At 69.1% G+C, this 25,258-nt stretch carries 23 protein-coding genes and 3 pseudogenes; 8 read left to right on the top strand and 18 right to left on the bottom strand.

All coding sequences use genetic code 11. The features are described 5' to 3' along the window. The first annotated feature begins 360 nt into the window (after positions 1-360). Together ACIA73_RS27885 and ACIA73_RS27890 are read left to right on the top strand one after the other, a co-directional pair. Entirely contained in the window at positions 361-1,335 is a 975-nt protein-coding gene (locus ACIA73_RS27885) for a hypothetical protein (protein ID WP_399441512.1), read from the top strand. 334 nt (positions 1,336-1,669) lie between these two features. Continuing rightward, positions 1,670-1,882: pseudogene (locus ACIA73_RS27890) on the top strand (TerD family protein); the annotation flags it as partial. 939 nt (positions 1,883-2,821) lie between these two features. Here the strand turns inward: ACIA73_RS27890 and ACIA73_RS27895 are convergent. The 9 genes from ACIA73_RS27895 to ACIA73_RS27935 form a co-directional block, all read right to left on the bottom strand. After that, positions 2,822-3,553 (bottom strand): restriction endonuclease, encoded by a 732-nt coding sequence (locus ACIA73_RS27895; protein WP_399441513.1) that lies wholly within the window; start codon positions 3,551-3,553, stop codon positions 2,822-2,824. Next, complete coding sequence (locus ACIA73_RS27900) at positions 3,550-3,759, bottom strand: hypothetical protein (protein ID WP_399441689.1); 210 nt, start codon at positions 3,757-3,759, stop codon at positions 3,550-3,552. Before ACIA73_RS27900 ends, ACIA73_RS27895 begins: the two co-directional genes overlap by 4 nt. 1,416 nt (positions 3,760-5,175) lie before the next feature. Beyond that, complete coding sequence (locus ACIA73_RS27905; RefSeq protein ID WP_399441690.1) at positions 5,176-5,703, bottom strand: transposase; 528 nt, start codon at positions 5,701-5,703, stop codon at positions 5,176-5,178. 58 nt (positions 5,704-5,761) lie between these two features. Beyond that, on the bottom strand, positions 5,762-5,968 hold the full coding sequence (locus ACIA73_RS27910; RefSeq protein ID WP_399441514.1) for a winged helix-turn-helix domain-containing protein: 207 nt from the start codon (positions 5,966-5,968) through the stop codon (positions 5,762-5,764). Positions 5,969-6,204: 236 nt separating this feature from the next. Next, positions 6,205-7,029: a DUF4389 domain-containing protein gene (locus ACIA73_RS27915; RefSeq protein WP_399441515.1), complete on the bottom strand. Its 825-nt coding sequence runs from the start codon at positions 7,027-7,029 to the stop codon at positions 6,205-6,207. 285 nt (positions 7,030-7,314) lie between these two features. After that, entirely contained in the window at positions 7,315-8,424 is a 1,110-nt protein-coding gene (locus ACIA73_RS27920) for an IS630 family transposase (RefSeq protein ID WP_399441516.1), read from the bottom strand. Between the two features lie 358 nt (positions 8,425-8,782). Continuing rightward, positions 8,783-9,463, bottom strand: a complete 681-nt coding sequence (locus ACIA73_RS27925; RefSeq protein ID WP_399441517.1) for a GAP family protein — start codon at positions 9,461-9,463, stop codon at positions 8,783-8,785. 7 nt (positions 9,464-9,470) lie between these two features. Continuing rightward, positions 9,471-10,847 (bottom strand): DUF1254 domain-containing protein, encoded by a 1,377-nt coding sequence (locus ACIA73_RS27930; protein WP_399441518.1) that lies wholly within the window; start codon positions 10,845-10,847, stop codon positions 9,471-9,473. A 12-nt stretch (positions 10,848-10,859) separates the two neighbouring features. After that, positions 10,860-12,173, bottom strand: a complete 1,314-nt coding sequence (locus ACIA73_RS27935; RefSeq protein WP_399441519.1) for a DUF1254 domain-containing protein — start codon at positions 12,171-12,173, stop codon at positions 10,860-10,862. Positions 12,174-12,404: 231 nt separating this feature from the next. Here ACIA73_RS27935 and ACIA73_RS27940 point away from each other — a divergent pair. Further along, positions 12,405-12,530: pseudogene (locus ACIA73_RS27940) on the top strand (hypothetical protein); the annotation flags it as partial. Between the two features lie 176 nt (positions 12,531-12,706). Here the strand turns inward: ACIA73_RS27940 and ACIA73_RS27945 are convergent. Further along, positions 12,707-13,063 carry a hypothetical protein gene (locus ACIA73_RS27945; RefSeq protein ID WP_399441520.1) on the bottom strand — a complete coding sequence of 119 codons (357 nt, stop codon included), beginning with the start codon at positions 13,061-13,063 and terminating at the stop codon, positions 12,707-12,709. A gap of 137 nt (positions 13,064-13,200) precedes the next feature. Here ACIA73_RS27945 and ACIA73_RS27950 point away from each other — a divergent pair, with 137 nt between their 5' ends. Beyond that, on the top strand, positions 13,201-13,551 hold the full coding sequence (locus ACIA73_RS27950) for a transposase (RefSeq protein ID WP_399441522.1): 351 nt from the start codon (positions 13,201-13,203) through the stop codon (positions 13,549-13,551). On the opposite strand, the gene ACIA73_RS27955 is transcribed toward ACIA73_RS27950, so the two are convergent. Beyond that, on the bottom strand, positions 13,541-14,668 hold the full coding sequence (locus tag ACIA73_RS27955; protein WP_399441523.1) for a serine hydrolase domain-containing protein: 1,128 nt from the start codon (positions 14,666-14,668) through the stop codon (positions 13,541-13,543). The genes ACIA73_RS27950 and ACIA73_RS27955 overlap by 11 nt on opposite strands. Before the next feature lie 229 nt (positions 14,669-14,897). Between ACIA73_RS27955 and ACIA73_RS27960 the strand changes: the two genes are divergently transcribed. Next, the gene (locus tag ACIA73_RS27960) at positions 14,898-15,386 is read left to right on the top strand and encodes a DUF5959 family protein (RefSeq protein WP_399441524.1); all 489 of its coding nucleotides are present in this window, start codon (positions 14,898-14,900) and stop codon (positions 15,384-15,386) included. On the opposite strand, the pseudogene ACIA73_RS27965 reads toward ACIA73_RS27960, so the two are convergent. Then, positions 15,378-15,734 (bottom strand): annotated as a pseudogene (locus ACIA73_RS27965) (IS5/IS1182 family transposase); the annotation flags it as partial. The gene ACIA73_RS27960 and the pseudogene ACIA73_RS27965 sit on opposite strands and share 9 nt — an antisense overlap. Before the next feature lie 188 nt (positions 15,735-15,922). Between ACIA73_RS27965 and ACIA73_RS27970 the strand changes: the two are divergent. After that, positions 15,923-17,011 (top strand): NAD(P)-dependent alcohol dehydrogenase, encoded by a 1,089-nt coding sequence (locus tag ACIA73_RS27970; protein WP_399441525.1) that lies wholly within the window; start codon positions 15,923-15,925, stop codon positions 17,009-17,011. Positions 17,012-17,234: 223 nt separating this feature from the next. Next, positions 17,235-17,852: a Repetin gene (locus ACIA73_RS27975; protein WP_399441526.1), complete on the top strand. Its 618-nt coding sequence runs from the start codon at positions 17,235-17,237 to the stop codon at positions 17,850-17,852. 257 nt (positions 17,853-18,109) lie between these two features. Here the strand turns inward: ACIA73_RS27975 and ACIA73_RS27980 are convergent, their stop codons facing one another. The 5 genes from ACIA73_RS27980 to ACIA73_RS28000 all read right to left on the bottom strand — a co-directional run bounded on the left by ACIA73_RS27980 (position 18,110) and on the right by ACIA73_RS28000 (position 24,068). Then, positions 18,110-18,649 (bottom strand): hypothetical protein, encoded by a 540-nt coding sequence (locus ACIA73_RS27980; RefSeq protein WP_399441527.1) that lies wholly within the window; start codon positions 18,647-18,649, stop codon positions 18,110-18,112. 190 nt (positions 18,650-18,839) lie between these two features. Then, positions 18,840-19,301 (bottom strand): peptidylprolyl isomerase, encoded by a 462-nt coding sequence (locus ACIA73_RS27985; RefSeq protein ID WP_399441691.1) that lies wholly within the window; start codon positions 19,299-19,301, stop codon positions 18,840-18,842. 603 nt (positions 19,302-19,904) lie between these two features. Next, positions 19,905-22,769: an MFS transporter gene (locus ACIA73_RS27990; RefSeq protein WP_399441528.1), complete on the bottom strand. Its 2,865-nt coding sequence runs from the start codon at positions 22,767-22,769 to the stop codon at positions 19,905-19,907. 10 nt (positions 22,770-22,779) lie between these two features. Then, positions 22,780-23,025, bottom strand: coding sequence for a hypothetical protein (locus ACIA73_RS27995; RefSeq protein WP_399441529.1), 246 nt, complete (start codon positions 23,023-23,025; stop codon positions 22,780-22,782). A gap of 476 nt (positions 23,026-23,501) precedes the next feature. Further along, positions 23,502-24,068: a DUF421 domain-containing protein gene (locus ACIA73_RS28000; protein ID WP_399441531.1), complete on the bottom strand. Its 567-nt coding sequence runs from the start codon at positions 24,066-24,068 to the stop codon at positions 23,502-23,504. A 174-nt stretch (positions 24,069-24,242) separates the two neighbouring features. Here ACIA73_RS28000 and ACIA73_RS28005 point away from each other — a divergent pair, with 174 nt between their 5' ends. Further along, positions 24,243-24,398 carry a hypothetical protein gene (locus ACIA73_RS28005; RefSeq protein WP_399441532.1) on the top strand — a complete coding sequence of 52 codons (156 nt, stop codon included), beginning with the start codon at positions 24,243-24,245 and terminating at the stop codon, positions 24,396-24,398. Between the two features lie 252 nt (positions 24,399-24,650). Here ACIA73_RS28005 and ACIA73_RS28010 read toward each other — a convergent pair whose 3' ends face one another. After that, positions 24,651-25,253 carry a hypothetical protein gene (locus ACIA73_RS28010; RefSeq protein ID WP_399441533.1) on the bottom strand — a complete coding sequence of 201 codons (603 nt, stop codon included), beginning with the start codon at positions 25,251-25,253 and terminating at the stop codon, positions 24,651-24,653. Between the last annotated feature and the right edge of the window lie 5 nt (positions 25,254-25,258).

A 25,258-nucleotide genomic window follows, 5' to 3' on the forward strand; every position in this document is an offset into this window, starting at 1 on the left:
CTCGATACGCACCAACCGACCGGAATCGACCACGGCTATGAAGCTGCCCCAGTGCGTCGCAACCGACAAGCGCCGTTCCACTCTGCACCAACTCCGCCCCTGAAGTCTTCCCTGCTCTCGGACAGTGGTTGCTTACGCCACAAAGGCTCCACCTCGGCCGAGGGTCCGCAGAACGGAGATTGCCCCCGTGCCCCACTGCCCAATCCCCTCAGTGGACGCGACGGTCACGGCGGCAGAGAGCGCGCCGGCCGCGCTGACACGCGACATGTGACTGAACGGCACCTGGCTTCGGCCCCGAGAAGAGAATCGTCCAGGTCCTCGACGGCCTGCGCGCGAAGTGGGTGCGCGGCTTCGTCCCCCATGAGCGACCTGGATTCCGTGCAGGCATCCCTGCACCCTGCGGTCCGAACCCTGCTGGCGTTCGCAGGATCCGGCTACCACACCGTGCTGTCGCTGAAGTTCCCGTATCAGAAGAGGCCGCTCCCGCAGCCTGGCACCGGCCCGATGGTCGCCGAACTCGCCCGTATCGACAGAGTCCTTGATGCCGTCCTGGACAAGGTCGGCATCCTGGTCATCGACAACGAGCCGTTCCTTGAAACCCGCGACCTGGACCGTGCCGCTCTCCTGAACCCCTTCTACCAGGCCGTCACCGCGCACGTGATCGCCGAGCGCACCAAGCGCTACGGATCCGACTGCCGCACCCACCTCTACTTGGGCGCACTCAACCGCCTCCACGACCCCGCCTGGCGCACGCCCGCCGTCGACGGATGGCTGGACCACGTCAGGAACAGCCCCGAGATCGACGGCGTCGACATCCACCCGCACGTCGCCTCCATCGAGCAGGCCAAGACCTTCACGGACTACGTACTGCCCCGCATCCGCCCCGACCAGCGCTTCCTGGCCACCGAGTTCTCCTTGGTGCACTGGTGGAAGCAACACTGGTGCGACCCCGTCCCCGCCGGCTACGCCGACCGCTACCACGTGCCCGCCACCACCCCTACGTGGCAGGAGGTACGGGACGCCGCCGCGCATCCTGTACCGCGGCAGCAGTGGCACGACCTGTTGATGAACAGCCCCTGGTTCACCTCGCACCAGGACTACCTGACCACCCAGGTACAGCAGTTCCGTGCCACCGGGCGCCTGACCGTGCCCACCTACGGCAGCGTCCAAGGGCCGGCCATGACCCGCGACATCGGGCCGAAGAAGACGCCGTGGTTGCTCAACAGCCTCTACGCCAACCGTACTGCCCGCCCCTCCCCCGACGGCAGGATGGCCCACAATCCAGCCTTCTACGACGACTTCCGCACCCTCCAGGACTCACCCAACGGGCCCTGAACACCACCCGACAAGGCGCGGCTGCCGCCCCACGGACTCCCCCGGCACCGACCGTTGACCGGAGCGGCTCAATGCGCGCTTCTCCACGCCAGGCTCCGGACCAGGCGGGCGCGAACCAGCCCGGGCCAACAGCGGTCCGGGCCGGAAGAAGGCCCGCTCCGATGTCGTCGGGCTGAAGGATCTTGGTGAGGATGCGGGCAAAGAGCGTTTCCGATGAACCCTTCAGCTCGGGCGGCTGCCCGATCAGGGCGGAGGCGAGGTACGGGTGACGGCCCGCCATGGCGACCTGGGTGAGGAAAGCCCGTCGGGCCCGCTGCGGCCGGACACCGCGGGCCAGCCCGTGGACGTCATCTTCTTCCAACACCTCATCAGTGACGACGGCTCCGCCACCCGCACGAGAGACAACCGCGTGGACGGCGCCGGACAGGGGGGCGACGACGCGTCGGTGCTCGTGGACCTCTACCGGGTGCCCATCCACGTCGACCGGACCGTCTTCACCGTGAACACCTTCACCGGACAGACCTTCGAGGAAGTCGGCAACGCGTGGGAGCCCATGGGGAAGGCCAACCTGCCGCCCAGACCTGCATCAGACCCCGATCCGGCGCGGTCGCGACGCTCCTTGGTTCCCTGCGGCTGTTCGGTAGTCAGGGCTTCGAGGGAAACGGACTCGTCCAATCCGGAGAAGGTGGTTGATCCCGACTTCGCGTATCGCGTCGTCTCGCCTACGGTCGCCTTCATGAGCAGCGACGGCGTGGTGGTTGATGAGGCGGTTCGTGCGGCGTGGGACGCCTATCGGATCCTGGAGAAGCGGACGCCCGCTGAGGAGCGGCAGCGGGCGCAGCAGCGGGTGACGGCCGTGATGGACTCCGTCGGGCGCGAGGAGGTCTCCCGGGGCACGGTGTTCCTGGTGGGGGTCCTGACGGGGTACCTGATCGCGGAGCCGCCCGGCGGCGGGAAGCGGCTCGATCCGCTCAACGACCTCATCCCCGCCGTGATCCGCAAGCTGCCCTCCTTCGAGATGGCCGACCCGGAGCAGGTGCCGATGGCCACCGGTGTCCTCATGGCCGCGGCGATGGGCATGGACACCGTGGCCTGGCGCGACCAGTTCGGGAAGATCGAGTCGAAGGAGGCGATGGTCCACAGCTTCGTGCTGTGGCTGCTCGCCGATCTCTTCGACTCCCTGGCCGAGAAGCCGGGAACCATCGACCAGTTGATGCGCGAGACCTTCGAGGCCATGGGCACCGAGGACAGCTGACGCCGGACAGCCCAGCGAAAGGAGCCCGGGGGGGGGGAAGGGATCGAGCGGGAACCCGTAGAGGTACCGATACCTCGGCTTGTTCCCTGACATCGATCGGTCACTCTCTGTGCTGCGGGGTTGTGATCGCTGCGGTCCCTTTCGATCGCGTTCGGTCTCGGTCGCAGGGCGTTTGAGGGTGTTCCCACGTCGTACCGGGGGCCGATGCGTGCCGATCGGGATGCGCGGGGCTCAGGACAGAGCACCGGGTTTGCGGGGCCGGGGTACGGCGGGGAGCAGTTCCCACAGGGGTCGGGACCCGGAGGCCCAGGCGGCGAGGGTGTGGCGGTCGGCGACGTGGAGTCGTTGCTGCTGGGCGAAGGTCACCGCGGGTGCGGTGACCCGCCCGTTGGTCACGATGACCGCGATGTCGGCGTGGTGCACCGGGCGGGCGGTCCCGTTGAGGACCTGGAGGTCGGGGGTGCCGACGGCGGATCCGGCGAGGCCCTGGCGGCGGTGTTTGCACTGGATGACCCACAGCCTGCCGTAGGGGTCGGTGGCCTTCACGTCGGCGCCCTGGTCCCCGCCGCCGCCCACGCGGACCGCGTCCCGGCACCCGTCGCGGAACATCAGGTCCCGGACTGCGTCCTCGAACCGGGAGTGGTGCAGTGCGTCAAGGTGGGGCATCGCGTACCGCAGCGCCTGTGCCTGCACGGCGTCCCAGCGGGCCCGCTGCTGTCGCTGGTGCAGCCAGACACTGCCGGCCCCCGCGGCCGTCACTCCCAGGATGACGAGCAGCCACCAGTTCGCCAGCAGCCAGTTCACCGCCGACACCACCAGGCCCGCGCCCACGAGCCCGGCCACGACGATGCCGATCAGCTGCTCGTTCTCGCGCTGGCGCCGTTTGCCGGAGGTGCGCGGCCGCGGCCGCGCACCGGCCCGCCGTTTCCTTGCCGGCCGCCTTCGGCGGGCGGGGGCACTCACTGGCTGCTCTGGGTGACACTTTGCGCGAGCTGCTTCAGGAAGTCCCCGATGCCCTGCCCGACGGGTGTCGGCGCGATCAGGATCCCGAGGACCAGGACGATCAGCGCGGTCGTCCGTTCCTCGACCCGACTGCGTGCCTGGGTGCGCCGTTTGAGCCGGAAGTACACGACGACAGCCAGCAGCACCGCAAGGTTGATGGTCAGAATCACCAGGCCCTCCCCCGAAACCGCCCACCTTGACCCCTCTGTTTAGCGAGGCGAGTCAGGCCGTGACGGTGGGTTGCTGAGAAATGGCACAAAGTCATACGCCGGGCGTCTCAATCCACCCCGTGCACCCGACTGCGCGGACTCGACACGGCCATGTCCCGGGGAGATCTACGACAACGGGGTCTGGTCGAGGCCGGCTGTCGGCCTTTTCCCACCTCGGCAACGGAGCGTGACAGGGGCGGGGCGGCAACCCTGAAGGTGCCCGGCAGTGGCCATTTCCTGAAGCCGCATGGTGCCGCCGGGCTGCACTATTACGTCGGTGCAGGCTGTCGCCTGTCTTCCGCGCGCCGCCGCGCGGCACCGGGCCAAGTGTGGGATCTCAGAACGCTCGCCACATGACGACACCGTGGCCTGCGGATCTCTGGCCTTTCTCACGCCGATGGTCATGCTTGTGTTGCAGGAGCGCGGCCATGTCCTGCGTCGGGCAGTCTTCTTGGATCCGCACCATTGCTGACCCGTTCTCCGGGGTGGGACCGTGGCTGGCATGGTCGACACTCGCTCGCGACGGTACGAGGCAGCCGCCCGAAGAATGTTCTGGTCCGGCGTCGCCCTGTTGCTGCTGGGCTTGGCCGCTCTCGCGACCGCGCGGACGGACGGCGCCCGGCCGTGGGTGTGCGACCCGGGCTGCCGCCCGGCGGAGAGTACAGCGTGGGAGATCGTCAGAACACTCGGTGCGTTGGGCGCCGGCCTGGGCGCGCTGCTCGGGGCCGTCGCCGTGCTCATGGCTACCCTCCGCCGCCCACCGGCCCCTCCGCTGTCGGACAATCCTGCAGCCGGGTCAAGCAACACCGGGCCGGAGTAGTGCCTCCCTGTGCCATCAGAACGTCCACCACCGAGCCGGCGACCCCAACGAGTCGACGGACACTGTTGTCCACGACCAGTCCTACGAGCTGCTGAACTTGAACTTGTGATGTCGGTCGGCTCGTGGTGACGCCGTCGGGATCCGAGAGCGCCGGATGCTGCCGGCTTGGGTTCAGGACGCCGGCTCGCCGTGCCGAGGCGAGGTTCACCTCGACGTCATCGCTCCAGGAGGAGACTTCCAGCCATGAGAGGTACCGGCCTTGCGCGCAGACCAGGACCTCGCCCGGGCACTCGCCGGTTTCGGTGAACAGTTGTACGTCGGCAGCCACGGCGGTGCCGGGGCCTGTTGGCGCGCTCTCCACCACATCGGTATCGAGCTCAAAGTAGGCAGTGCCGCACCCGCACTTGCCGGGGGGCGACGTGAGCGGGCTCGTCCGGGTTCAGGACGAGGTCAAGCACGTCTGCTACGTCTCGGGCAGGCTGTCAGTCATGCCGCCAACGCAGTTGACCAGCGGCTCTGGGCTTCGATCAATTTCGGGTTCGCCGGCCCGGCGCTCACAGGTCCAGGGGCAGGTCGGTACCGGCGAGGCAGCCGTCGATGACCTCCGGTCGGTACTGCAGCATCTTCAGTTTGCGCTTCACAGCGCGGGTGATCTGGCTGAGGTCGGCCGCGGCGAGATTGCCGACGTCACGCTTGACCAGCGACCACACGCCCTCGGTCGGGTTGCGGTCCGGAGCATAGGCGGGCAGCCGGAACACCGTGAGCCACTGGGCGTTCGCGTTGATGAATTCGCGCATGCCGGCCGTCAGGTGGAGGCGGACGTTGTCCCGGACGAGCACGATCGGTCCGCCGAGCTGGATGCGGGCGCGGACGATCAGGTAACGGAAGTCGCGCCAGCCGAAGCCCTTCGGCTCGTCCTTACGGCCCCGGTACTCGCGGATCGCGTAGATCAACCTGGACCGCTCGCCCGGCTTGCAGCAGGCCACGCCCGCCATCGACACCCGCCCCGAGCCCCTGCCCGCCACCCTCACCACCGGGGTCCGGCCGATCCGGCCCCAGGTCCTGGCACGCGGCGGAGTCATCGACTGCCCAGCCTCATCCTCGAAAACGATCGAGGCGTTGCGCTCCGCCGCGATGCTCTTACCCGCGGCCAGGTCTCCTTCCTTCACACCTCGACCGCGTCGCCTCGCGCTCGATCGCCCGTCGAGCGGGCTGCTGCCAGCTCCAGCCGTGCCGCTTCAGCAGCCGCCAGGTGCCCTCGACCGTGTACGAGACACGGAACAGCCGGCCGATCAGCGTCTTGACCCGCGCCAGCGTCCACCACTGGTCCACCCATCCGTGAGCCAACGGGCTACGCTCCGCCAATCAGTGGCCCTTCACCGAGTACCACAGGTCGTTGCCCGCGCTCGGTGGTGCCGGCCACGCGATCGCAGTCGAAGACCGACATCTGCGCGCGGCGCATGTACGAGCTCGACCCCTACCTGGACATCTCGGTGTACAGGCAGGGGGTGACCGCGGAAAGCATCGAGGAGTTCTTCGTCCGGGCGAAGGTGTGCTCGGTCCGGGCCCCTGCGCCCGGGAGTTCAGGGGGTGAAGGAGTAGCCGTTGCGGTGGTTAGGTCCGTAGTCGGTGGTGGCATTGACGATGTGGCCGGCCACGCCGAGCAGCAGGATCAGCACGAGGAGGACCTTGGCGGTGGTGTCGAGCACCAGTGGCCGAGTGCCGGACCGGGTCGCTTCCTCGGCAGGAGCGGAGGCGTGGACGGAGGAGTGGACAGGGGCGGAGGCGGCTGGACGGGCCTCCCCGAACAGGTGCTTGGGGTAGGCCGGGGTGAGCAGGTACGCGTAGGCGCTCAGCCGCATGTTGTACCGGACGACGGCCGCTGTCGCACCGTACAGCGGTGCGGGCAGCCGACCCAGAACGAGGGTGACGAGCCAGAACACCCAGCTGACCGCGGCCCAGCCACTCTGCAGGAGGCTGGCGACGATCGCTGCGGGGATCACCAGGAACAGCCGGAAGAGCACCGCGAGACGGTTGAGCGGGGTGGGCCGCACCTCGATCCGCACCGGATAGTCCGGGGCGGTCAACGAGAAGGGCGGATAGCGGTCGACGAGGACCGCGGCACTGGCGTGAACGCGCGTCGTGTAGGCGAGCACGGAACTCAGGAACTGGAAGATCCTGTCGGGCAGCCGCCCCGTGAACAGGGCGGCGAGCCAGCCCGCGATCGTAACGAAGAACGCCACGATGCCGAGCGCCCAGACCACAAGGAACTGGGGGATCAGCAAAAGCCAGCGCAGCAACACGGTCCAGCGCCGCTGGGGCGCGGGAGCGGGGACGTCCAGAACCGGCAGCGACTCATCGTCGCTCTCGGGGATGGCGGTGGAGGGGTGGTTCTGGTCTGTCGTCATGAGTACTCCCTCACGAGGTACGGCCGACACCGCCACACTGCCCTCTTTCCACGCTGTCTGCGCGACCGAAGAACACCAGGGGAGGCCCCGGGAGGGAGGCGTCGAATGAGCAAGGAGGGGCTGGCAATTGTGCTCCCTGACGGAGGGGGTACGCGCCGGCGTCGCGGGCGGCGTGCGCAGCCGTGGGCGATTGGCTAAGCGGTTGAGCGCGTAAGTCCTTCGGGGGTTACGCGGCCTGGTCGAGCAGGGCAGGCTGTTGATCGCAGCCAAGGGGCTGTTGGGAGTTCAACTCTTTCTGTTCGTGCCGCTCGATCCGGACCAGCAGGTCCTTGAGGTCGGGCAGGGTGAACTTCCATCGGAAGGGCCGGGCGGTCTCGTTGTAACGACGCTCGAGGCGATCAGCCGGTCTTCGACCTGGTCAAGGTTGGTGAAGTCGTTGGGCGTGATGACCTTGCGCTGCACGATGGAAATGAAGATCTCCACCTGGTTGAGCCAGGAGGCGTGCACGGGCGTGTGCACCATGACCGCGTTGGGCAAGCGCTCGGCCAACCGGTCGGCGGCGGCCTTGTCGCGGTGGGAGGAGCCGTTGTCGACGCCCCAGAACACCCGCTTGGCCGAGGCGTATGGCTCGCTCGTCATGATCTTTTCTACCGGACCCATGAACGGGACGATCCCGGTCTTGGCCGAGCAGCGGCCCATCACGCGAGCGGTGTGGACGTCGTAGGCGGCCAGGTAGGCCAGCGCGCCACCGCGGTCGTAGTCGTGGTTGACGCGCATCATCCGGGAGGTGCCGGGTGGCAGGGTGGGGTGACAGCGACAGCGGGCCTGGATGGAGGTCTTCTCATCAGCGCTGATCACGTACTCGTCCGCGCCGAGCGGGAGGCCGTCCCAGACACGGGCGTACAGGTCCAGCACGCGGGCGGCCCTGGACGCGAAGGCCGGGTCCCGGATGAAGATCCACGACTGGTACTGCCAGGGCTTGAGCGCGTCGGTGGCCAGAATGCGGCGCACGGTGGAGGTCGGGATCGCCGTCGCCAGGCCACGAGCGACGACCTCTCGTGCCAGGTCGCCGCAGCTCCAGCGCGACAGCGGCACACCACTCTCGGCCGGTAACTGGCAGGCCAGCGCTTTGATTTCGGCCCGCTGCAGCGGGCCGAACGTCGGCGGGCGACCTGGGCGGGGCCGGTCGGCCAGGCTCTTGACGCCCTGCTCGCTGTCGTAGCGGCCCCGCCACAGCCGGACCGTGTCGATGTGCACGCCTCGACGCTGGGCTATGCGCGCGTTGGAGTAGCCGTGCGCGGCATCCAGCACGATCCGGACTCGGATCACGAGCTGGTGAGGGGCGGTGTGGGAGTAGGCGATCTGCTTAAGCCGCCGGCGGTCGGTAGCGGACACGTCGATCTGGCGGGCGTGACACACAGACAATCGAAGGGACTCTCCGGGAGGATCTTCACCGGGACTCGCCGAGATTGGGAGGAGCTGCCGGCGAGGCCGGTTAGCGGGTCAGCCTCAGTAGGTAGCTGACGTCCCGGTCGAAGTCTCTAGCCACAAGCAACTGTTGCTGGAAGGGCTGTCCCGCAAGTGCGGCCGTGCCGTGGCCTGCGACCGGCACGGCAGGGTCAGGGCCACAGCCGACGGGAGAGGGGCGAGCGTTGGTGACTACCACCTTCTGACGAGTGGGGCGGTCTGGCGCGTGGCGCTGGCATTGTCCGCGCCCTGCACGATCGCCTGCCGCGCGCTGCTGTCAGGGCGTTCAGCCTGTCAGCCCGCTGATTGCGTCGCCGATGTACTTCGCGCCGAGGATGATCAGCACGGTGGTCATGATGGCCGTGTTGTGGGCGGCCATCCATGCCTTCCACTCGCCGAGCATTTTCGCCGACTTCCGGCCGCCGAGGAGGTAAAGGCCGAGCGGTAGCAGGGTGCACAGGGACGCGAGCAGCACCATGAGGACGGCGGCGGCTGTCTTCCCGCCCGTCGAGGCCGTGCTCGCGGCGATGGAGACGGCGCCACCGACGGCCAGGACTAGGTTTTTCGGGTTGGCGACGGCGAGCGCGGCGGCGAGTCCGGCCGATTTGCCGGGGGTGAAGGTGTCGATCGCTTTCATCCAGCCCGGCTGCTCGGCCGCGTGGCCTTCTTTCGGCCGGCCCTTCCACTGTTTGACGCCCATGAGCAGGAAGAGCATGCCCAGGCCCAGCTTCAGCCACAGCGTCCAGGAGGCAGGACCGTCATGGTCACCGGAGGCGTCTCCTCCCGAGCCGGCGAGGACGACGACCGTGACGAGCACGGCGAGCGAGACCAGCCAGCCCGCCGTGAAGGCGATGCCGTTCCCCCGGCCCTTTGGGGTGGCCAGCATGAGGATCACGGCGATCAGCGGCAGGGGGCTGATGGCGATGCCGACCGCCGAGGCGAGCATCTGCCCGATGGCGTCTCCCACGGTGGCCTTAGCCCTTCGCCACGATGGGCGGCAGCTGGTAGGTGCCGTCGAGGACGGACTGCCCGGGGGTGTAGAGGCGGATCATGGGCCGGAAGTCGCCTTCCGGGGCGGGCAGCCAGTTCGCTGCCTCGGCCGGGCTGTCGGGCCGTTCCCGTTGGATGACGACGGTCAGCGAGCCGTCCTCGTCGTACACCAAGCCGGGGGTGCGGTCGCCGAGTGAGTAACGGCCGGCGGGGTTGGCGACGAGGTAGTAGTCGGGGGTGTCATACATGGTCACCGACCAGAACGACTCCACGGGCGGCGGCTGCTCGAAGCGCAGGGTGTAGGAGCGGGAGCCGTTCAGCTGTTCGCCGTCGGAGTCGGTGAAGGTGTGCGCATACACCGCCTCGTACCCGTGGTTGCCCCACAGCGCGGCCCGCGCCGCGGCGGCCCGTAGGAGGTAGGACGCTTCGCGGTCGGCGATCTTCCACTGCAGCGCGTCGATCGTCCCGGTGCCGAGGTGGTCGAGGTTGTAGTCGAACAGGTGCGGGTTGGCCTCCCAGGCGCCCGGCGGACGTCCGTCGTCGTCCGGGGGATTCGACGCGGCTTCGACCCGCGCCTTACCGGCCGCCAGCCCCTCGGTGAGGGCCTTGACAAGGGCGGGGCCGGCGTTCACGTACGGCGTGGGGCCCTCTTCGAGCAGCCCCAGGGGTTGGAAGCGTTCCTGGTAGTCCTGGTCGGGGCCGGCGGGCGGGAAGCTCGCCATCCAGAGGCGTAGCTGCTCGTAGAAGCGCAGTTCCTCGGGCACGGCGGGATCCGGTGCGGGCAGGCCCGTGCGGTGGGTGGCTGTGTCCAGCGGGGTGAGGGTGAGCCGCTGCTGCAGGGCGTGGACGCGGGGCATGTCGTCGGGGCCGTCGCAGGCGTTGCGGCCCACGATGGAGATCACTGCGGTCGGTGCTTCGATCACCCCGCGCACCGTGTCGGGTGCGGTGCCGGACCAGCCGGGCGGGACGATGAGCCAGTCGCCTTCTTCCGTGCCGGTGGCGCGTTTTCCCAGGTAGGCGAAGTTGTTGCTCCAGACGTCCACGAACTGCAGGACGTAGTAGGCGCCGGCGGTGTCGGGGACGTGGAGCAGGATGGGGCCGCCGGAGAGGTCGACCTGGGCGATGGAGTAGACGGTGTCGTTGTTCACGGACACGAAGTGGGCGTCGGGGGTGGCCAGTTTGGTGGAGTGCCCGAACTGGTTGAAGGGGGTGGGCGCCAGCGAGCCGAAGCCCTGGTGCATGAACGCGGAGATCATGGAGACGTCGAAGACGAGGGGGTAGCCGTAGACGTACGCGTCGGCGGCCAGATCGGCGAGACTGTCGGTGTCGGCCGGACTGCTCGGGGGGGTTTTGCTGGTCATGGTTGGCTCCTGTCAGGCGTCGACGCTCAGGGCGGGCAGGGTCCAGGATCCGTCTAGGACTGAGGTCTCCGGGCCGTACACGCGGATGGCGATGGTGAAGGGCCCGTCGGGGGCCGGCAGCCAGTTCGCCTCCTGCTCCGGGTCGGCCGGGCGGTGTTTGCTCACGTGGAGGGTGAGGCCGCCGTCGTCGTCGTGGACCAGTCCGGGGGTGCGGTCGCCGATCGAGTAGCGGTCGATCTCGTTGGCGACAAGAAGCCGTTCGGGCAGCCGGTAGATGGTGGCCGACCAGAAGTAGCGGGCCGGCGGCAGCGCGCCGGGGGCGAAGTGGATCACGTGGTCGTGCGTGGAGGCGTTCGGCGGCCGGTTGCCCTGGTCGTCCTGGGCCCACCCCGCGTACCACGCCTCCGCCGCCGGCAGGCCGTACAGGCCCTTGTCGACGCCCACCGCCCGGGTCAGGTAGTCGTCGCCGTGCTCGGCGCGGATGCCGAACCAGTGAGTGGAGTCGACGGCGTCCTTCTTCGCTTCCTCCAGGTGTGCGCGGGCGTCCGCGATGCCCTGCTCGGCCGCGGCGCGGATCTCGGGTGTCAGGGCGGCGGGCTCGAACTCGCCGCTGCCGGTGACACCGAGCGCGGCGAGCCGGTCCCGCAGCTCCCGCTCGCCGGCCAGGACGGGGAAGAACTGGAGCAGGAAGTCGAGAAGGGTGAAGAACTCGACGGTCGCGAGGTCCTCCTCCCACCATGCCGGCCACACGGGTTCGTCGGCCGGGTGGGGTGCGGCGGTGTCGGTGAACTCCGACAGCGGGCGCAGCACGTACTGCTCCTGGATCGCCCGCAGGGCCGGTACGTCCTCGGGGCCGGCCAGATAGGTGCGGCCCAGGATGCCGACCAGGAACGTGTCGGCGCGCAGCACGCCCGCGATGCCCTCGGGAACGACACCGTCCCAGCCGGGCCCGGCGACCAGGTAGTCACCCGCCTGCGAGCCGGTCGTCCGGGCGCCGATGTAGCCGATGTAGGAGGTGTCCAGGTCGTGCAGCGGCAGGACGTAGTACCGGTCCACGGCCGGCACCGAGATCACGTAGGGCTCGGTGCGCAGGTCCAGCCAGGCCCACGAGTAGGGGGTGTCGTTGTTCGGTGTCACCACGTCGGTGTTGGCCGCGGTGAAGGGCTGCGAGTAGTGCCGGAAACGCCCGAAGCCCCCCACGTACCGGGGGTCGTCGGAGTCGACCGCCTGCGGGTACATCGTCCGGTAGTTCTCCAGGAGCGCGTACCCCCAGATCCACCCCTCGGCCGCAGTCCGCCGCGCCTCCTCGACCGTCAGCTCCGACACACCGACCTCCTCGCACAGAGCGCACATATCGCTTCAAAATGTCACGCCACTTCGTGGGCCGCATCCGCAGCCCTGCCCTTCGGGCACCGACCCGGACGCAGTGAAGGAGCCGGCCATGGGGCTCACGACGTACTCTCCGGGGCCGTCCGGGTGAGGGCCGGACAGGAACACCGGAACAGGCAGGTGGCAGGCTGGCTGGGGCGCTACCGTCCGGGCCTGCTGCGGGGGGACGTGCTGGGGGCACTCACCGCGTGGGCGCTGATCGTCCCCGAGAGTGTCGCCTACGCGCAGATCGCCGGTCTCCCTCCGCAGAACGCGTTCTGCACGGCCCCCGTGGCTCTGCTGGTGTACGCGTTGTTCGGCCGCTCGAACTTCCTGCCGCCCGAACTGCGTCAACATCGCGCGGACCGATCGCGACATCGAACACGTCCTCGTCCAGATCGAGCAGCTACGGCCGCTCATCGACGACCCGCTGGCTCCCGCCTTCCGCCATGCCCGCGAACAGCACGAGCTCGACCGCCTGGAACGCATCGTCACGGCCCACGAATCGACGGGAGAACCCCACGATGGCCACTGACCACGACGCCGAGCGCGACGCCATCACCGCAGCGATCCAACGGCTCCTCGACGGTCGTCCAACCCGGTCCACTGGAGCGCTCACCACGCTGCAACTTGCCGCCGAGGCGGGCGTCAAGCGCTGGGTCCTCACGCACAAGCACGTGGACCTCAAGGAAGAATTCGTCCGCCGAAAGTCCGAAGCGAACGGCATCCCACCCGCGTTCCAGCATCTGCGCGCTCGCGCAGTGGAAGCCGAAGCCGCCGCCCGGGCCCAGCGGGAGCAGAACGACCGGCTTCGCGAGCGCGTCGCCGTCTATGCCCGGGTCATCCACGAACTCCGCACCGAGCTGGACCGGCGCACCGACAACAACACCCAGCGCAGCCCCGTCCGGAGCCTCCCACCAACGTCGCCTGATGCGCGGGAACGGCAGGCGAACCGTGAACGATCGACTGGAAGCAACAACTCGCAATGGGCGAGAGAACCTGGGAACGGCACCGGCCATGCACGGTCGTGCTCGACAACGCCTCCATCCACACGGCCAAGGCGTTCAAGGGCCGCCGCCGGCAACTGGCGAAGATCGGGATCCAGCTGTTCCACCTGCCGCCCTACAGCCCGGAGTTGAACGACATCGAACTCATCTGGCGTCAGGCGAAGTACACGAACTACCCGCAGCGCTCCCAGACCAGCACCGACGCCATCGGCCAGGCCGCCGACGAGGCCCTGACCTGCCAACGCGACCACATCCGTGCATCCGTGAGGCCCTGGACCCAGACCGCTCAGCGCCCTTCCTCTTCGCCTCGCACGCCCCTCAGCTGTTGAAGGCCGGGAATGCGAAGCGCTGGGCGAGGGCGAGGCCGTCGGTGTGGGCGTCGGTGGCGGTAACGGAGTAGACGAGGGTCCGGGACAGGTCGCGCGTCGCGGCGACGACTGTGTGGTAACCGGGGCGGGCACCGGTCTTGCCCCAGACCTCACGGCCGTTCACCACGATCCTCTCCAGTCCGGCCCCGTACCGTGCGCCCGGCAGATCGGGGACCGCGAACATCTCGTCGAGTTGGGCCTTCGGCAGGAACCTGCCGTCGAACAGTCCCACCATCAGCCTCTCCAGGTCCGGCAGCGTCGAGATCATGTCGCCCGCGGCCCAGCGGTCGGAGACGTTCCACTCGGTGACGTCGACGAGGCGGCCTTCCATGTCCTCGTACCCGCGGTTGTGGGGGCCATGGATGCGAGGGTCGCCCCCGACCGGAAAGGAGGTGTCGCGCATGCCGAGCGGCCGCAGGACCCGCACCTGCGCCTGGTGGGCGTAGGTGTCGCCGGTGACTTCCTCCACGAGCATGGCGAGCACGAGGTAGTGGTGGTTGCCGTAGTGCTGCTCCGCACCGGGTGCATGGCGGGGCCCCTTCGCCACCGAGGCGGCGACGACCTCCTCGGGGGTGAGGGTTTCGAAGCGGTGCCGGTACGCCTCGTCGACGGTGTCTCCGAGGGACTTCCCCGGCTGGAGGCCGCTGGTGTAGTTGAGCAGCTGCCGTACGGTGATGGGCGCGAAATCCCCGGTGAGCAGCCCGGGAAGGTAGTGCTGCACGGTGCCGTCGAGGTCGATCCTGCCCTGGGCCGCGAGCTTCAGGACGAGGGCGGCGGTGACCACTTTGGTGGTGGAACCGGCCCGGAAGCGGGCGTTGCCGATGACCTTCGCTCCGGTACGGATGTCCCGGACGCCGGCGCTGCCCCGCCAAGTGCCGTGGCCGCCGACGCGGACGATCGCGGAAGTGGCCTGGGCGTCGGGGAGCCCCTTGAGCGCTTCCTTCAGGGCGGTACGGTCCGGGCCTCTCTGCTCGGCCACGGCGGGCCTCCCCTGGGCGAGAGCGGGTGCCGCGAGAGGGCCGGCCGTGAGGCCGAGCAGGAGAGCGGCGGCAAGGGCGGTGCGGGTGCGACGGGTCACGGAGGCTCCAAGTGCATTGAGTTACGCCGGAGTTGACGTGATCCATCCTGAACTCCGATGGTTCGATCGAGGTCGTCGTCGAGGAGGAGACGATCCCTCGGTGCCCCCTGAGCGGCACCGCACGCCGGGTCGGGGTTATCCCCGGGAGCGCCCCGTCAGGGGCGACGGGAAGCGGATGCATGCGGCCCGCTGCCGCGTGTAACGCACTGAGAACTCCTAGCAAAATGAGATGAAGGATGCCCTCGGGTTGGGCGAGGATCGCTCAGTACTCGCTGACGAAAGGGCAGCTATGGGCGGCAGGCCCCCGAGAGAGCTCATCTCGCTCGCTGATGACGAGGGCAACAATGTCTCGGTCAACGTTCTGCGGCGTAGTCCCGGGTGGGCCGCTGGGCTCGACGCGGAGATCGTCGTCCAGACACCTTTCGTGTCCGGTCGTATCGATCTGGCGTTGTACGTTGCGAGGCTGGAGAGCTGGGCCAACGCGCTGGACCAGCTCGACGCCGGGGAAGATGTGGCCTGGATGGAGATGAGCAGAGGGCCGTCCCTCTTCATCCAGCTCACGGGCGAGCGTGACTGCCCGGAGGTGGTCGTGGAGGACGAGTCCGGGTCCATGGTCACCGTGCGGGTTCCGATCGTCCCGCCGGACGACTGGATCGCTGACCACCGTCGGCGTCTGCGCCAGGTGATGGATCACTGGGTTCCGATGCTGTCAGGGTAGGGCGGCAAGTCGCCGCCAGCAGATGAGCGCACATCCGAGGGTCAGGAAGACTTCGTGGATGTCGTCGCGGATCTCCCAGCGGATGCGCAGGCGGCGGAACCAGTGCAAGTGGGCGAAGGCGCGCGCCACGAACCAGCGTTGGGTGCCCGGGCCGGAGCCGTGCTTGGTGCCGCGGCGGGCTGTCACCGGCTTCACACCGAGTGCCCGGACGACGCGGCGGTACTTGTCGTGGTCGTAGCCGAGGCCACCGAGCACGAGGCCTGGGCGGCGCCGGGGCCGACCGCGCTTGCCGCTCACCGGTGGAACGGCTTCGAGGAGCGGGATGAGCTGGGTGACGTCGTTGCGGTCGCTCGCCCAGCTCCCCGGCGCCGTCTCCCCGGCGCCGTCGTCCTCACCGGTCTCGCGGGCTGACCCGCCCCTCACGTCGAGCCCCTCCCACCAGCACCAACTCGCTTCGCCGCCCGCATACTTGCCGGAAGGCCGGGCACGGCTGGACGGGGCAGGGCAGGGCAATCCGGGGCGAAGGTGAGCGGGACATGAAGGCGATCGTTCGGCGTGCGTATGGTTCGACGGAGGTCCTGGAACTGCGGGAGACGGAGCGGCCCCGTCCGGCCGAGGGGGAAGTACTGGTACGGGTCCATGGCGCCGGGGTCGAACGGGGCGCGCTGCACTTCATGACCGGACTGCCCTATCCGCTACGGCTTGCGGGAAACGGCTTACGAACCCCCAAGTACCCATTCCTGGGGCGGGAGTTGGCCGGGGTAGTCGTGGAGGTCGGCAGCAGGGAGGCGGGGGCCGGTGGTGCCGAGGGCGACGGGGGCACCGGGGCGGAATTGCGGGTCGGCGACGAAGTGTTCGGCGTCGGTGAGGGCACCTTCGCCGAATACGCCTGCGCCAAGACCACCAAACTCGCCCCGAAGCCTGCCGGACTCACCTTCCCGCAGGCCGCCGCCCTCGGCGTGTCCGGCCTGACCGCGCTCCAGGGACTCCGCGATCACGGCCGCGTCGGACCGGGCACGCAGGTCCTGATCACCGGCGCGTCGGGCGGAGTCGGCACCTTCGCCGTACAGCTCGCCGCCGCCTTCGGCGCGGAGGTCACCGCCGTCTGCCGTACGTCAAAGGCAGATCTGGTCCGCTCCCTGGGAGCGGACCACGTCATCGACCACACGCAGGAGGACCTGCTCGGCGCCGACAGCGAGCAGGACGGCACGCTGGACAGCAGGACGCACGGCAGGCAAGCCGGAGAGCGTCGCTACGACGTCATTCTGGACCTCGCAGGAAACCCGTCCCTCGCCCGCCTCCGCCACGCCCTCACCCCCAGAGGCACGGTTGTCATCGGGGGTGGCGAGACCTCCGGGCGCTGGCTCGGCGGCTTCGACCGGCAGCTCCGTGCGAGCGCCCTGAGCCCCTTTGTGCCGCAGCGGCTGAGGACGTACATCTGCCGGGAGAACCGCGCGGACCTGCTCGTTCTCAGGGATCTCTGCGAGGCGGGGAAAGTCATGCCGGCCATCGACCGGACGTACCCGCTGGCGGAAACCGCAACGGCTCTGCGCCGATTGCAGGAAGGGAAAGTCCGGGGCAAGGTCGTCATCGCGTTGAGCTCACCGGACGACGTGCGCCCATAGTCCGGACGTGCGCCCGTAGTCCGGGGGACGTCGGCAGCCCCGGCGGCGGACGGGGAGGGGGCGGCGATTCGCGTGTATGGGCCGGGAGGAGGACCCGGGGCTCCCCCGCACGGCCGATCACGACCCTCCTTGGGTGCGACGTCCCCGGCCAGGCCGGGCGGAAGAGTTGCGGGTGTCGGGAGAACCCCTCCCGGCTCACCGAAGTTCTCCGAAAGGCCTCGCCATGACGCGCAAGACCCGCCACATCGCCACCTCCCGCCGAACCCGCCTGGTGGCGCTGTCCGTGGCCCTCCTGGTCACGGCCGGCGTGGCGGGCACCGCGGCCGCTTCCGCCGTAGAGACAGGCACCGGAAGCACCGTATCGACGGAGCGGCCGACGACCGCCACCACTCGGCAGGACCCACCGCGCGAGGCCGCGGCGCTGACCGGGAAGGCCCGGCTCGACCGGCCCGAGCACGTGATCACTTTCGCCTTCGACGCACATCTGCCTGCGGGGGCGTTCCCGGACAAGGCGACGGGCAAGGTCGGCGTCCGGCACCAGTGGCCCGACGGCACCGTCCAGTGGGCGGACGTGAAGGTGGACTGCCTGGTCACGGGCGGCAAGGTGGCGGTCGTTACCGGCACCGTGGCGAAGAGCAACATCGCGGGGCAGCACGGCAAGCGGGTGGGCATCACCGTGGACGACCGGCCCAAGGGCGACCGGCTGGGGTACAGCTGGCTGCTGAACGGCCACCTCGCGAACCAGCCGCGCGGACTGGGCAAGTGCCTGGGTTCTGCGCCGATCGAGAAGGTCGACGCGAAGACGGGCGACTTCAAGGTGCTCCCCCTGGAACTCGGCTAGAACCTGGGTGCGGGCGACTCGGACCGGATGCGGATCGTCGAGAGCTTGGGGAAGGAGCTACCGGGGCCTTGTCGCAACGCCGCCGGAGGTCCCTCCCTGTTCGAGCGAAGCCGAGAGCTGGGGGGCGTAGGACGACGTGGGCGACTGTGTCGTGCAGCAGTTGCACAGTGAGGGCGCAGGCCTCATCGGGGACGGGGCCGGGGCCGGCGACCTGACGAAGGGCGCCCGTACGAGCGGGTGCGGCGTCCATACCGCACTCACCCGCCGTCAGACGCCCAGGTCGACCTGTTCACATGCGGGGCGATCACCACCTGCGGGCAGGCCAGGCGCAGCGCGTCCGCCAGCAACTGCACGTCGTTCTCGGGCGTGTTGAAAGCCGCCCGGGTGCGGTACACCGAGCGTCCCACGCGCAGTTCCAGGATCTCGTCCGGCTTGCTGTCCGCCGACCGGTAGCCGACCGTGAGCGTCCGCAACCGGGTCAACGAGGCGAGAGGCCGAGTGGTCTCCGCGCCGCCGTACCGTCGTAGTACCAGGGTTGCGGGCGGGCCCGGCCGGATGTCGACCGCCACCACCGAGCGCCTGTCCCGCCAGTACGGAGGCAGCAGAACCGCTCCCCAGAACACCGCGAAGACGGTGCCCAGGGCAATGCCCGCGAGCGGCTCCCCGACCCAGGCCCCGCCCACCGTGAGCAGGTGCAACAGTGTCACGAAGACACCACTGCTGACGTCACGTTGGGGTACGTGCTCGCTGTCGAACATCTCCCAGTGGCACGCGCCGGTTCCCGCCTCGTCGGTCACCGGGCCAGCATGACGGCCCCGAGCGGGATGCGGAAGACGGCGAGGACCGGTCCTCGCCCCCGAGCAGTGGAGGTGCCAGGGCAGCGCGACGGCCGCGTACGGAACCGAAGGCTCCCTCGCGGACTCGCGGACTCGCGGACTCGCGGACTCGCGCACCGCGCACCCTACGGACCCGTCTGCGGGGCCCGGGTCAGAGCACTCCGGAGGCCGTGATCGTGACCGGGGCCTTCGTGGTGCCCTCCTGCGAGCCCTGGGCCTCGGCCTTGCGGACGACGTCCATGCCCTTGACGACCTTGCCGAAGACGACGTGCTTGCCGTCGAGCCACGGGGTCGCGGCAGTGGTGACGAAGAACTGCGAACCGTTGGTGTTCGGACCGCTGTTGGCCATCGAGAGCGTGCCCGCGTCCGTGTGCTTCAGGGAGAAGTCCTCGTCCTTGAAGGTGTCGCCGTAGATGCTGCGGCCGCCGGTGCCGTTGCCCGCGGTGAAGTCTCCGCCCTGGAGCATGAAGGCCGGGATGATCCGGTGGAAGGTGGAACCCTTGTAGCCGTAGCCCTTCTCGCCCGTGGCCAAGGCGCGGAAGTTCGCAGCGGTGCGGGGTGCGACGTCGTCACGCAGGGCGAATTCGATGCGCCCTGCGGACTTGCCGTCGATGGCGACGTCGAAGTAGACGTTCTTGCCCGGGGCCTTGCCCGGGGCGGCGGGCTTCGCGGACGTGGGCTTGTCGGCGGTCGGCGCTTCGGCGCCGGAGCAGCCGGAGAGGAGCGGGACCGCCAGGGCGGCAGCGGACAGAGTGGAGAGGAGAGAACGACGGCGCACGCGAGCAGGCCTTCCAGGTCGTGGGGAACAGAGTGAGTCATGAGGGGCGCAGTGAGGCAGTGAGGTGGAAACGGCTCAATGTTCTCCCAGGCACAGGGCGAGTACGAAATAGCGCCGTTCCGCTCGCCCGGTCAAAGACGTGGACCAGGTCAGCCTTCTGAGCGGGATTCGGGCCAGGCACTCCCGCGCAGGCCGGGCCATGGACCGTGTCCTGCATGGTGAGTTGAGGTAGCCGACCTTCACGAGCAGTGGGCGGTGGGACTGGATCGTGCCGATCGGGTTCTGGGAACTCGCCGAGCCTCTACTACCCGCGGCGCGAGTGCGTCCGCAGGGCGGCGGGGCGGCGAACATCGATGATGAGGCGGTCTTCGCGGCGGTTAGCTAGCCGGCTGCACCGGAGCATGCTCCAACTCCTGTACGAGCACGGATTCGAGCTGGTTACTCCTCCAGACGGCGTACGAGGCCCTCGGCCGCATCGTTACCCAGCGGGAACGGGGAATTGCCGATCATGGGACCGGCCACGATCGCGTCCCCGGTAACCGGCTCGAATCCGTGCTCGGCCATGAGACGGCTTGCGACCGGATTGGACGTGCCCACGCCCACGGAATGCCAGAGCGTCAGGTCCGGGCCGAGCCTTGTCATCGTGACGTTCTCGGACCGGAGCAGCCGGCTGATCTCCTCCACCAGTTCGAGCCCGTGCAGCGCCATCGGGATGCGGGTGACGCGGCCGTTCTTCAGGAGGAGCAGTCTGGCCGCTCCCCTGCGATCCGATGCGGCGGACGGGCCCGCCGGGTACGGCGCCCGCGCGTTGGCTGCGACGCCCTCCGTTGGCCTCGCCCTGATCATCAGCCCTCCGAACAGCGCGGCAACCAGCAGGGACGCGGCCCCCAGAGGGAGGTTCAGCGCATCGTTCTCCAGGAAGGAGAGCGCGATTCCGTGCCCGGCCGCTCCGGCGAGCAGCGCGAATCCGAGCTCGGCGCCCAGGTGCTGGCTCACCGTGACGAACCCGGCCCGTCCGCCGGAGTCATGGGCGGCGATGCCGTCCAGCAGGGTCGAGTAGAGCACCGTGCCGGCCGTACCGACGCCGAGACCGAGACAGATCACGGTGGGGTAGATGCTGGGGGCGGAGCCGCCCGCGGCCAGCTGAACCAATGGCCCGGCCGCCGCGACGAGCAGGCCTGTTACCAGCAGGGCGCGCGGCCCGACGCGAGGCAGCAGGCTGACGGAAATCAGCAGGGAGCCGACGAGGAATGAGGCGGTCAGCAGCACGAAGGCCGCCGCCGTGGGCACCTTTCCGACGTTGTCACCCACGAATTCGCGGAGCGGCGAGATCGCCGTCGACAGGGCGAGCCCGGTCATGAACAGGGCGAGCGACGCGCCGATACTGTCACGGCTCCTGGCGGGGTAGGCGGGCAGGATCGCGTTCCGGGCCTTCGACTGCCGCCGGGCGAAGGCCGCGACCAGGAGGATGCCGCACGCGAGGGACAGGGACGGGAGGGGAGCTCCCCAACCGACGGCCGCGGACTCCGCGAGGCCGAAGACGAGCGCAGCGACACCGAACGCGCTCAACAACGCGCCGGACGCGTCGAAGACGGCGGGAGTGCGGCGGCCAGTCCGGTCGCGGACCAGGGCGGCAGTGCCGATGAGGGCCACGAGCGCCAGCAGGGCGGTGACGTACAGGAAGCCGAGCCACGAGAGCGGCACAACGGCGAGCGGCACCGCAAGCACGGAACCGCCGAGCCCGATCATGGCGTAGAGCCCGACGGCCCTCCTGCGTAGCCTCGGCTCCGTGAACTGGGAGGTGATCAGACCGAGGGAGGCAACGATGATCAGGGCGGCGAAAGCGCCCTTGAGGGCCTGGCTCGCGACCTGTGCGGCGAACTCGTGGGAGGCCGCGCCGGCCCCGGTGGTCATCGCGAAACCGGACAGGCCGATGAGCAGCACCGGCTTGCGGCCGATGAGGTCCGCGAGGTGACCGCCGACGAGCAGCAGCGCACCGAAGGCCAGGGCCTGGCCGGCGTACAGCCACTGCGCGGAGGTCTGGTCCGGGTCCAGGTCGGCACCGAATTCGCGCAGTAGCTGCGGCGTGGTTGTCGACATGTCGATCAGCACGGCCAGCTGCGCGATCATGGCCACCGCGAGGCCCCATCCCCTCCTGGCATGAGGATTCCCGGCACCCCCTGCCGGACCCGAGGGCGCGGGTGCGGTCGGGGCGCCGGGCAGTGGAGTCACCGATGGTGCGGATCCCGCCGTGGGGGCGGAGTTCACGGCGGCCGCCGGTGGGTGCGGGGCCGGGGCGTACGGGGCCGGTGACGCGGCCGGCTGAAGGGGGTAAGAGGTCGGCTGGGGCGGAGCGGCCGAGAGGGCGGTCTGTACTCCCGGGTCCGGCTGCGGGGCTCGCACTTGCGGGGTGAAGTCCAGCAACTCCGCTGCCCGCCGCCCCAGTTGCGCCAGTACTGCCCCGGGCAGCCACTCCTCCACCCGCTCCGACGCCGTACGCTCCACCACCTGTGCGGGCGTGGGCCGCTTCGCCGGGTCCTTGTCCAGGCACGCGCGTACGAGGGCCACGAGAGAATCCGGAACGCCGGTGAGGTCTGCCTCCTCTTCGGCGATCCGGAACAGATGCGCGTTCAGTCCGGTCTCCGTGGCGCCGAAGAGGAGGCGTCCGGTGGCGGCGTAGACGAGGACCGCCCCCAGACAGAAGATGTCGTTGGCCGGGGTGAGTGCGTGGCCCCGGACCTGTTCCGGAGACATGAAGCCCGGGGAGCCGATCAGCATGCCGGTGCGGGTGAGCAGACTGTCCCCGCCGAGACTGTCGAGAGCCCGGGCGATCCCGAAGTCGATGACCCGTGGACCGTCGACGGTCACCAGCACGTTCGACGGTTTCAGGTCGCGGTGAATCAGGCCTGCCTCGTGCACCGTCTGCAGGGCGAGGGCGAGACGGTGGGCGAGGGTGCGTACCGAGTGTTCGGGCAGCGGACCGAATTCCTTGCCGACCACGGTGGTCAGGTCGGGCCCGGGTATGTACTGGGTCGCCACCCAGGGCACCGCCGCCTCGGTGTCCGCGTCGAGGACAGCGGCCGTCCAGTTACCGCCCACCCGCCTGGCCGCGGCGACCTCCCGAGTGAACCGCCTGCGGAATTCGTGGTGTTGGGCATGGTCGGCCTGCACGACCTTCACCGCGACCGTACGGCCGAGGTCGGACCGGCCCAGGTAGACCAGGCCCATTCCGCCCTCGCCGAGGCGGGCTATCAGGCGGTAGGGGCCGATGTGTGTGGGGTCCTGCTCCGTCAGCTGTTCCACGGTGGAGGGATCAGTCCTTCACATAGGGGCTCGCCCCGTGGCCGAACCCCTTGCTCAGGACGTTCCCCGTCGGGTCGACCAGCGTCGAGCTGGCGCCACAGGTGGTGCCGTTGACGAAGCTGCCGTACCGCATGTCCCGCGCGGACCCCCGGTCGTACGCGACCGTTCGATCGTCCGGGCCTCGTCGGGCGGCGGGAGCAGATACGAGTAGGGACGGCAACCGCCCGGTACGGATGCGCATCTCGTCCTTGGCCATGCGTCAATCCCCCGTCGTAAGGATGAGGAAATCCAAAATAGATCAACCACCCCTGGCGCGGACCTGAGTTACCGGAAATCAGTCGCAGACCAGAGGCTGAATGACGCGCGTTCCGGGACACGAGGACAAGGCGGAGGTGGCCTTGCTGGAGGCGTATCACGACGCGGACACGGTCGCCTTGCGGGAGGCGTATCGCGACGCCAACCCAGTCGGCACCGGCCTCCGCAAGGCAGCCCGTGGCGTCCCGCTCAACGCTGGTCCCCGCCACTGCCGGGCACTACGTGCATCCGGGCGACGAAGCGTTCGTACGTCTCGTTCCGGCACACCGAGTCGAATCCCAGTCCAGCACGGTGTCCGCGAGCGCTTCCGCCGAAGCGCCGATGTGCCACGGCGGAGGCGCTGCCGGCAGCCTGCTCGTCCGGCAGGGCTGATGCCGAGCCTCGTGGAAAGGGCGCAGGAGGGGCTTCGCAGGAGGGCTACCCGTCGAGGCGGCGGTCGAGGCGTTCTTCGAGGCGTGCCACGGCTGCGGACAGCGCCCGGATGTCGCCCTTGTCGGCGGCCTGGTCGTCGTCCCTGAGCCTGACCAGCAGAGTGCCGCCCGGCTCCAGGACGATGAGGGTGGTCTCGTCGACACCGTCGCCACCCTGGTGGTGTACGGCCACGTCGAGGTCGCCCTTGCGGAATCCCTGTCTGCGGATCTCGGGTTCGAGGTAGGAGCCGTCCTTCGCGAGTACGGTCTCGGTCCCCTCGAAGAGACGGAAGAACCAGTTCCAGCGGGCCGCGCAGCCAGCCATGATCCAGTTCGCCACCATGAGGACGGCCGCGCCGAACAGACCCCCGGACAGGGAGTTGTCGTCGCCGATGATCGCGTTCTGCACGACGTTCGACAGCAGGAGCATCACCACCAGGTCGAGGGTGTTGAGCTGGGCCATACCGCGCTTGCCCATCAGCCGCAGCAGGATCACCAGGGCCAGATAGACGAGGACCGTGCGAAGGGCCTTCTCGCCGTACGAGATGCCTGCGTCGAACATGTCGTGCCACATCCGGCACACGCTAGGGCCGGGTCCGGCCCTGGCGGCCGACCGTCGTTCACCGGGCGCGCATGATGCGCCGGATGGCGGACACGGCCGGGCAGCGGGATTCAGCAGTTGCTCTCTCAGCGGGCGGACCCTCCAGGCGGTCATTGAGCCGGCTGCTCGCCGTGACAGCATGCGCGCATGAACTTCGAGTTGGTCCCGCCGATAGGCATGGGCTGTCTGCGGATCGGTATGCCGCGCGAGGCCGCGGACAGTGCGCTGGACTCCCTGCGTGACAGGAGGGAGCTCGCCGCGGCCGATCGGGCGGGGCAGCACATCTCCGGGCCGGCGGCTTGATGATCAGCATCGGCTGTCTGCGCGACCCTCTGGAATCCGTTGCATGGGGGCGTCCTTCCACTTCCCGGTTCCAGTTCACGTACGCCAAGTCGTCGCTCACGCTCCATGCCCTGCCCACTTTCGGGGCAGGGCATGGAGCGGAGGGTTTCGTGGATGGGGTCCTGTCCCGAGTCGGCCCTGGCTCCGGACCCGCTCGCTACTCTCTCGGTGACGCCTGCGACCAGGCCAAGTAGCGGAACGCCACTGGCGGTATTAGCAGGGGCTGAGCCAGTGCACCCATCCCCAGGGGGCAACCAGGTCCTCGCTGTATCCGCCGGGAGAAATCCAGCCGACGTTCTGGTTGATGTCGTAGAACCTCGCCCGCAGGGAGGAGTTCTGGTTGTTGATCCACGACCCGTCTCCGACCCACGGGATGGAGTTCAGCTGATTGCAGGTGTAGAGGGTCTTCTTGTCGCCCCCGAAGTACGTCTTGCTGTACGCACACACATTGGTGTACGTGCAGCTGGCAGCCGCGGCGCGTTGGTCGTTGACCTTGTTTCCGTTGCTGTCGCGTGCGTACTTCTCCCCGGGCAGGGCAACGGTCAGGTCCGCCCCGGGCAGCTGAATCCTGTTGGCGGCCACCTGAGTACCGCCCTCCTTGGCCAGGTAGCCGTCGACCTTGATCTGGAGGCTCTTGGCCTGGGAGCTGGACAGACCCAGGGTTCTCGCCTGGGACCCGAAGTCGGGATGGCCGCCCCCTGCGGCGGTCGAGGCACCAGCGACACTCGTCGTGACCGCCAGCGCGACGACCGTCATCGCAAGTGCGACGACGCCCCTCCCCCACGTGGTGGATCTGAAAGTTCCGTGCTCTGTCATTGAGT

Source organism: Streptomyces sp. NPDC051561 (assembly GCF_044454195.1).
GTDB lineage: Bacteria > Actinomycetota > Actinomycetes > Streptomycetales > Streptomycetaceae > Streptomyces.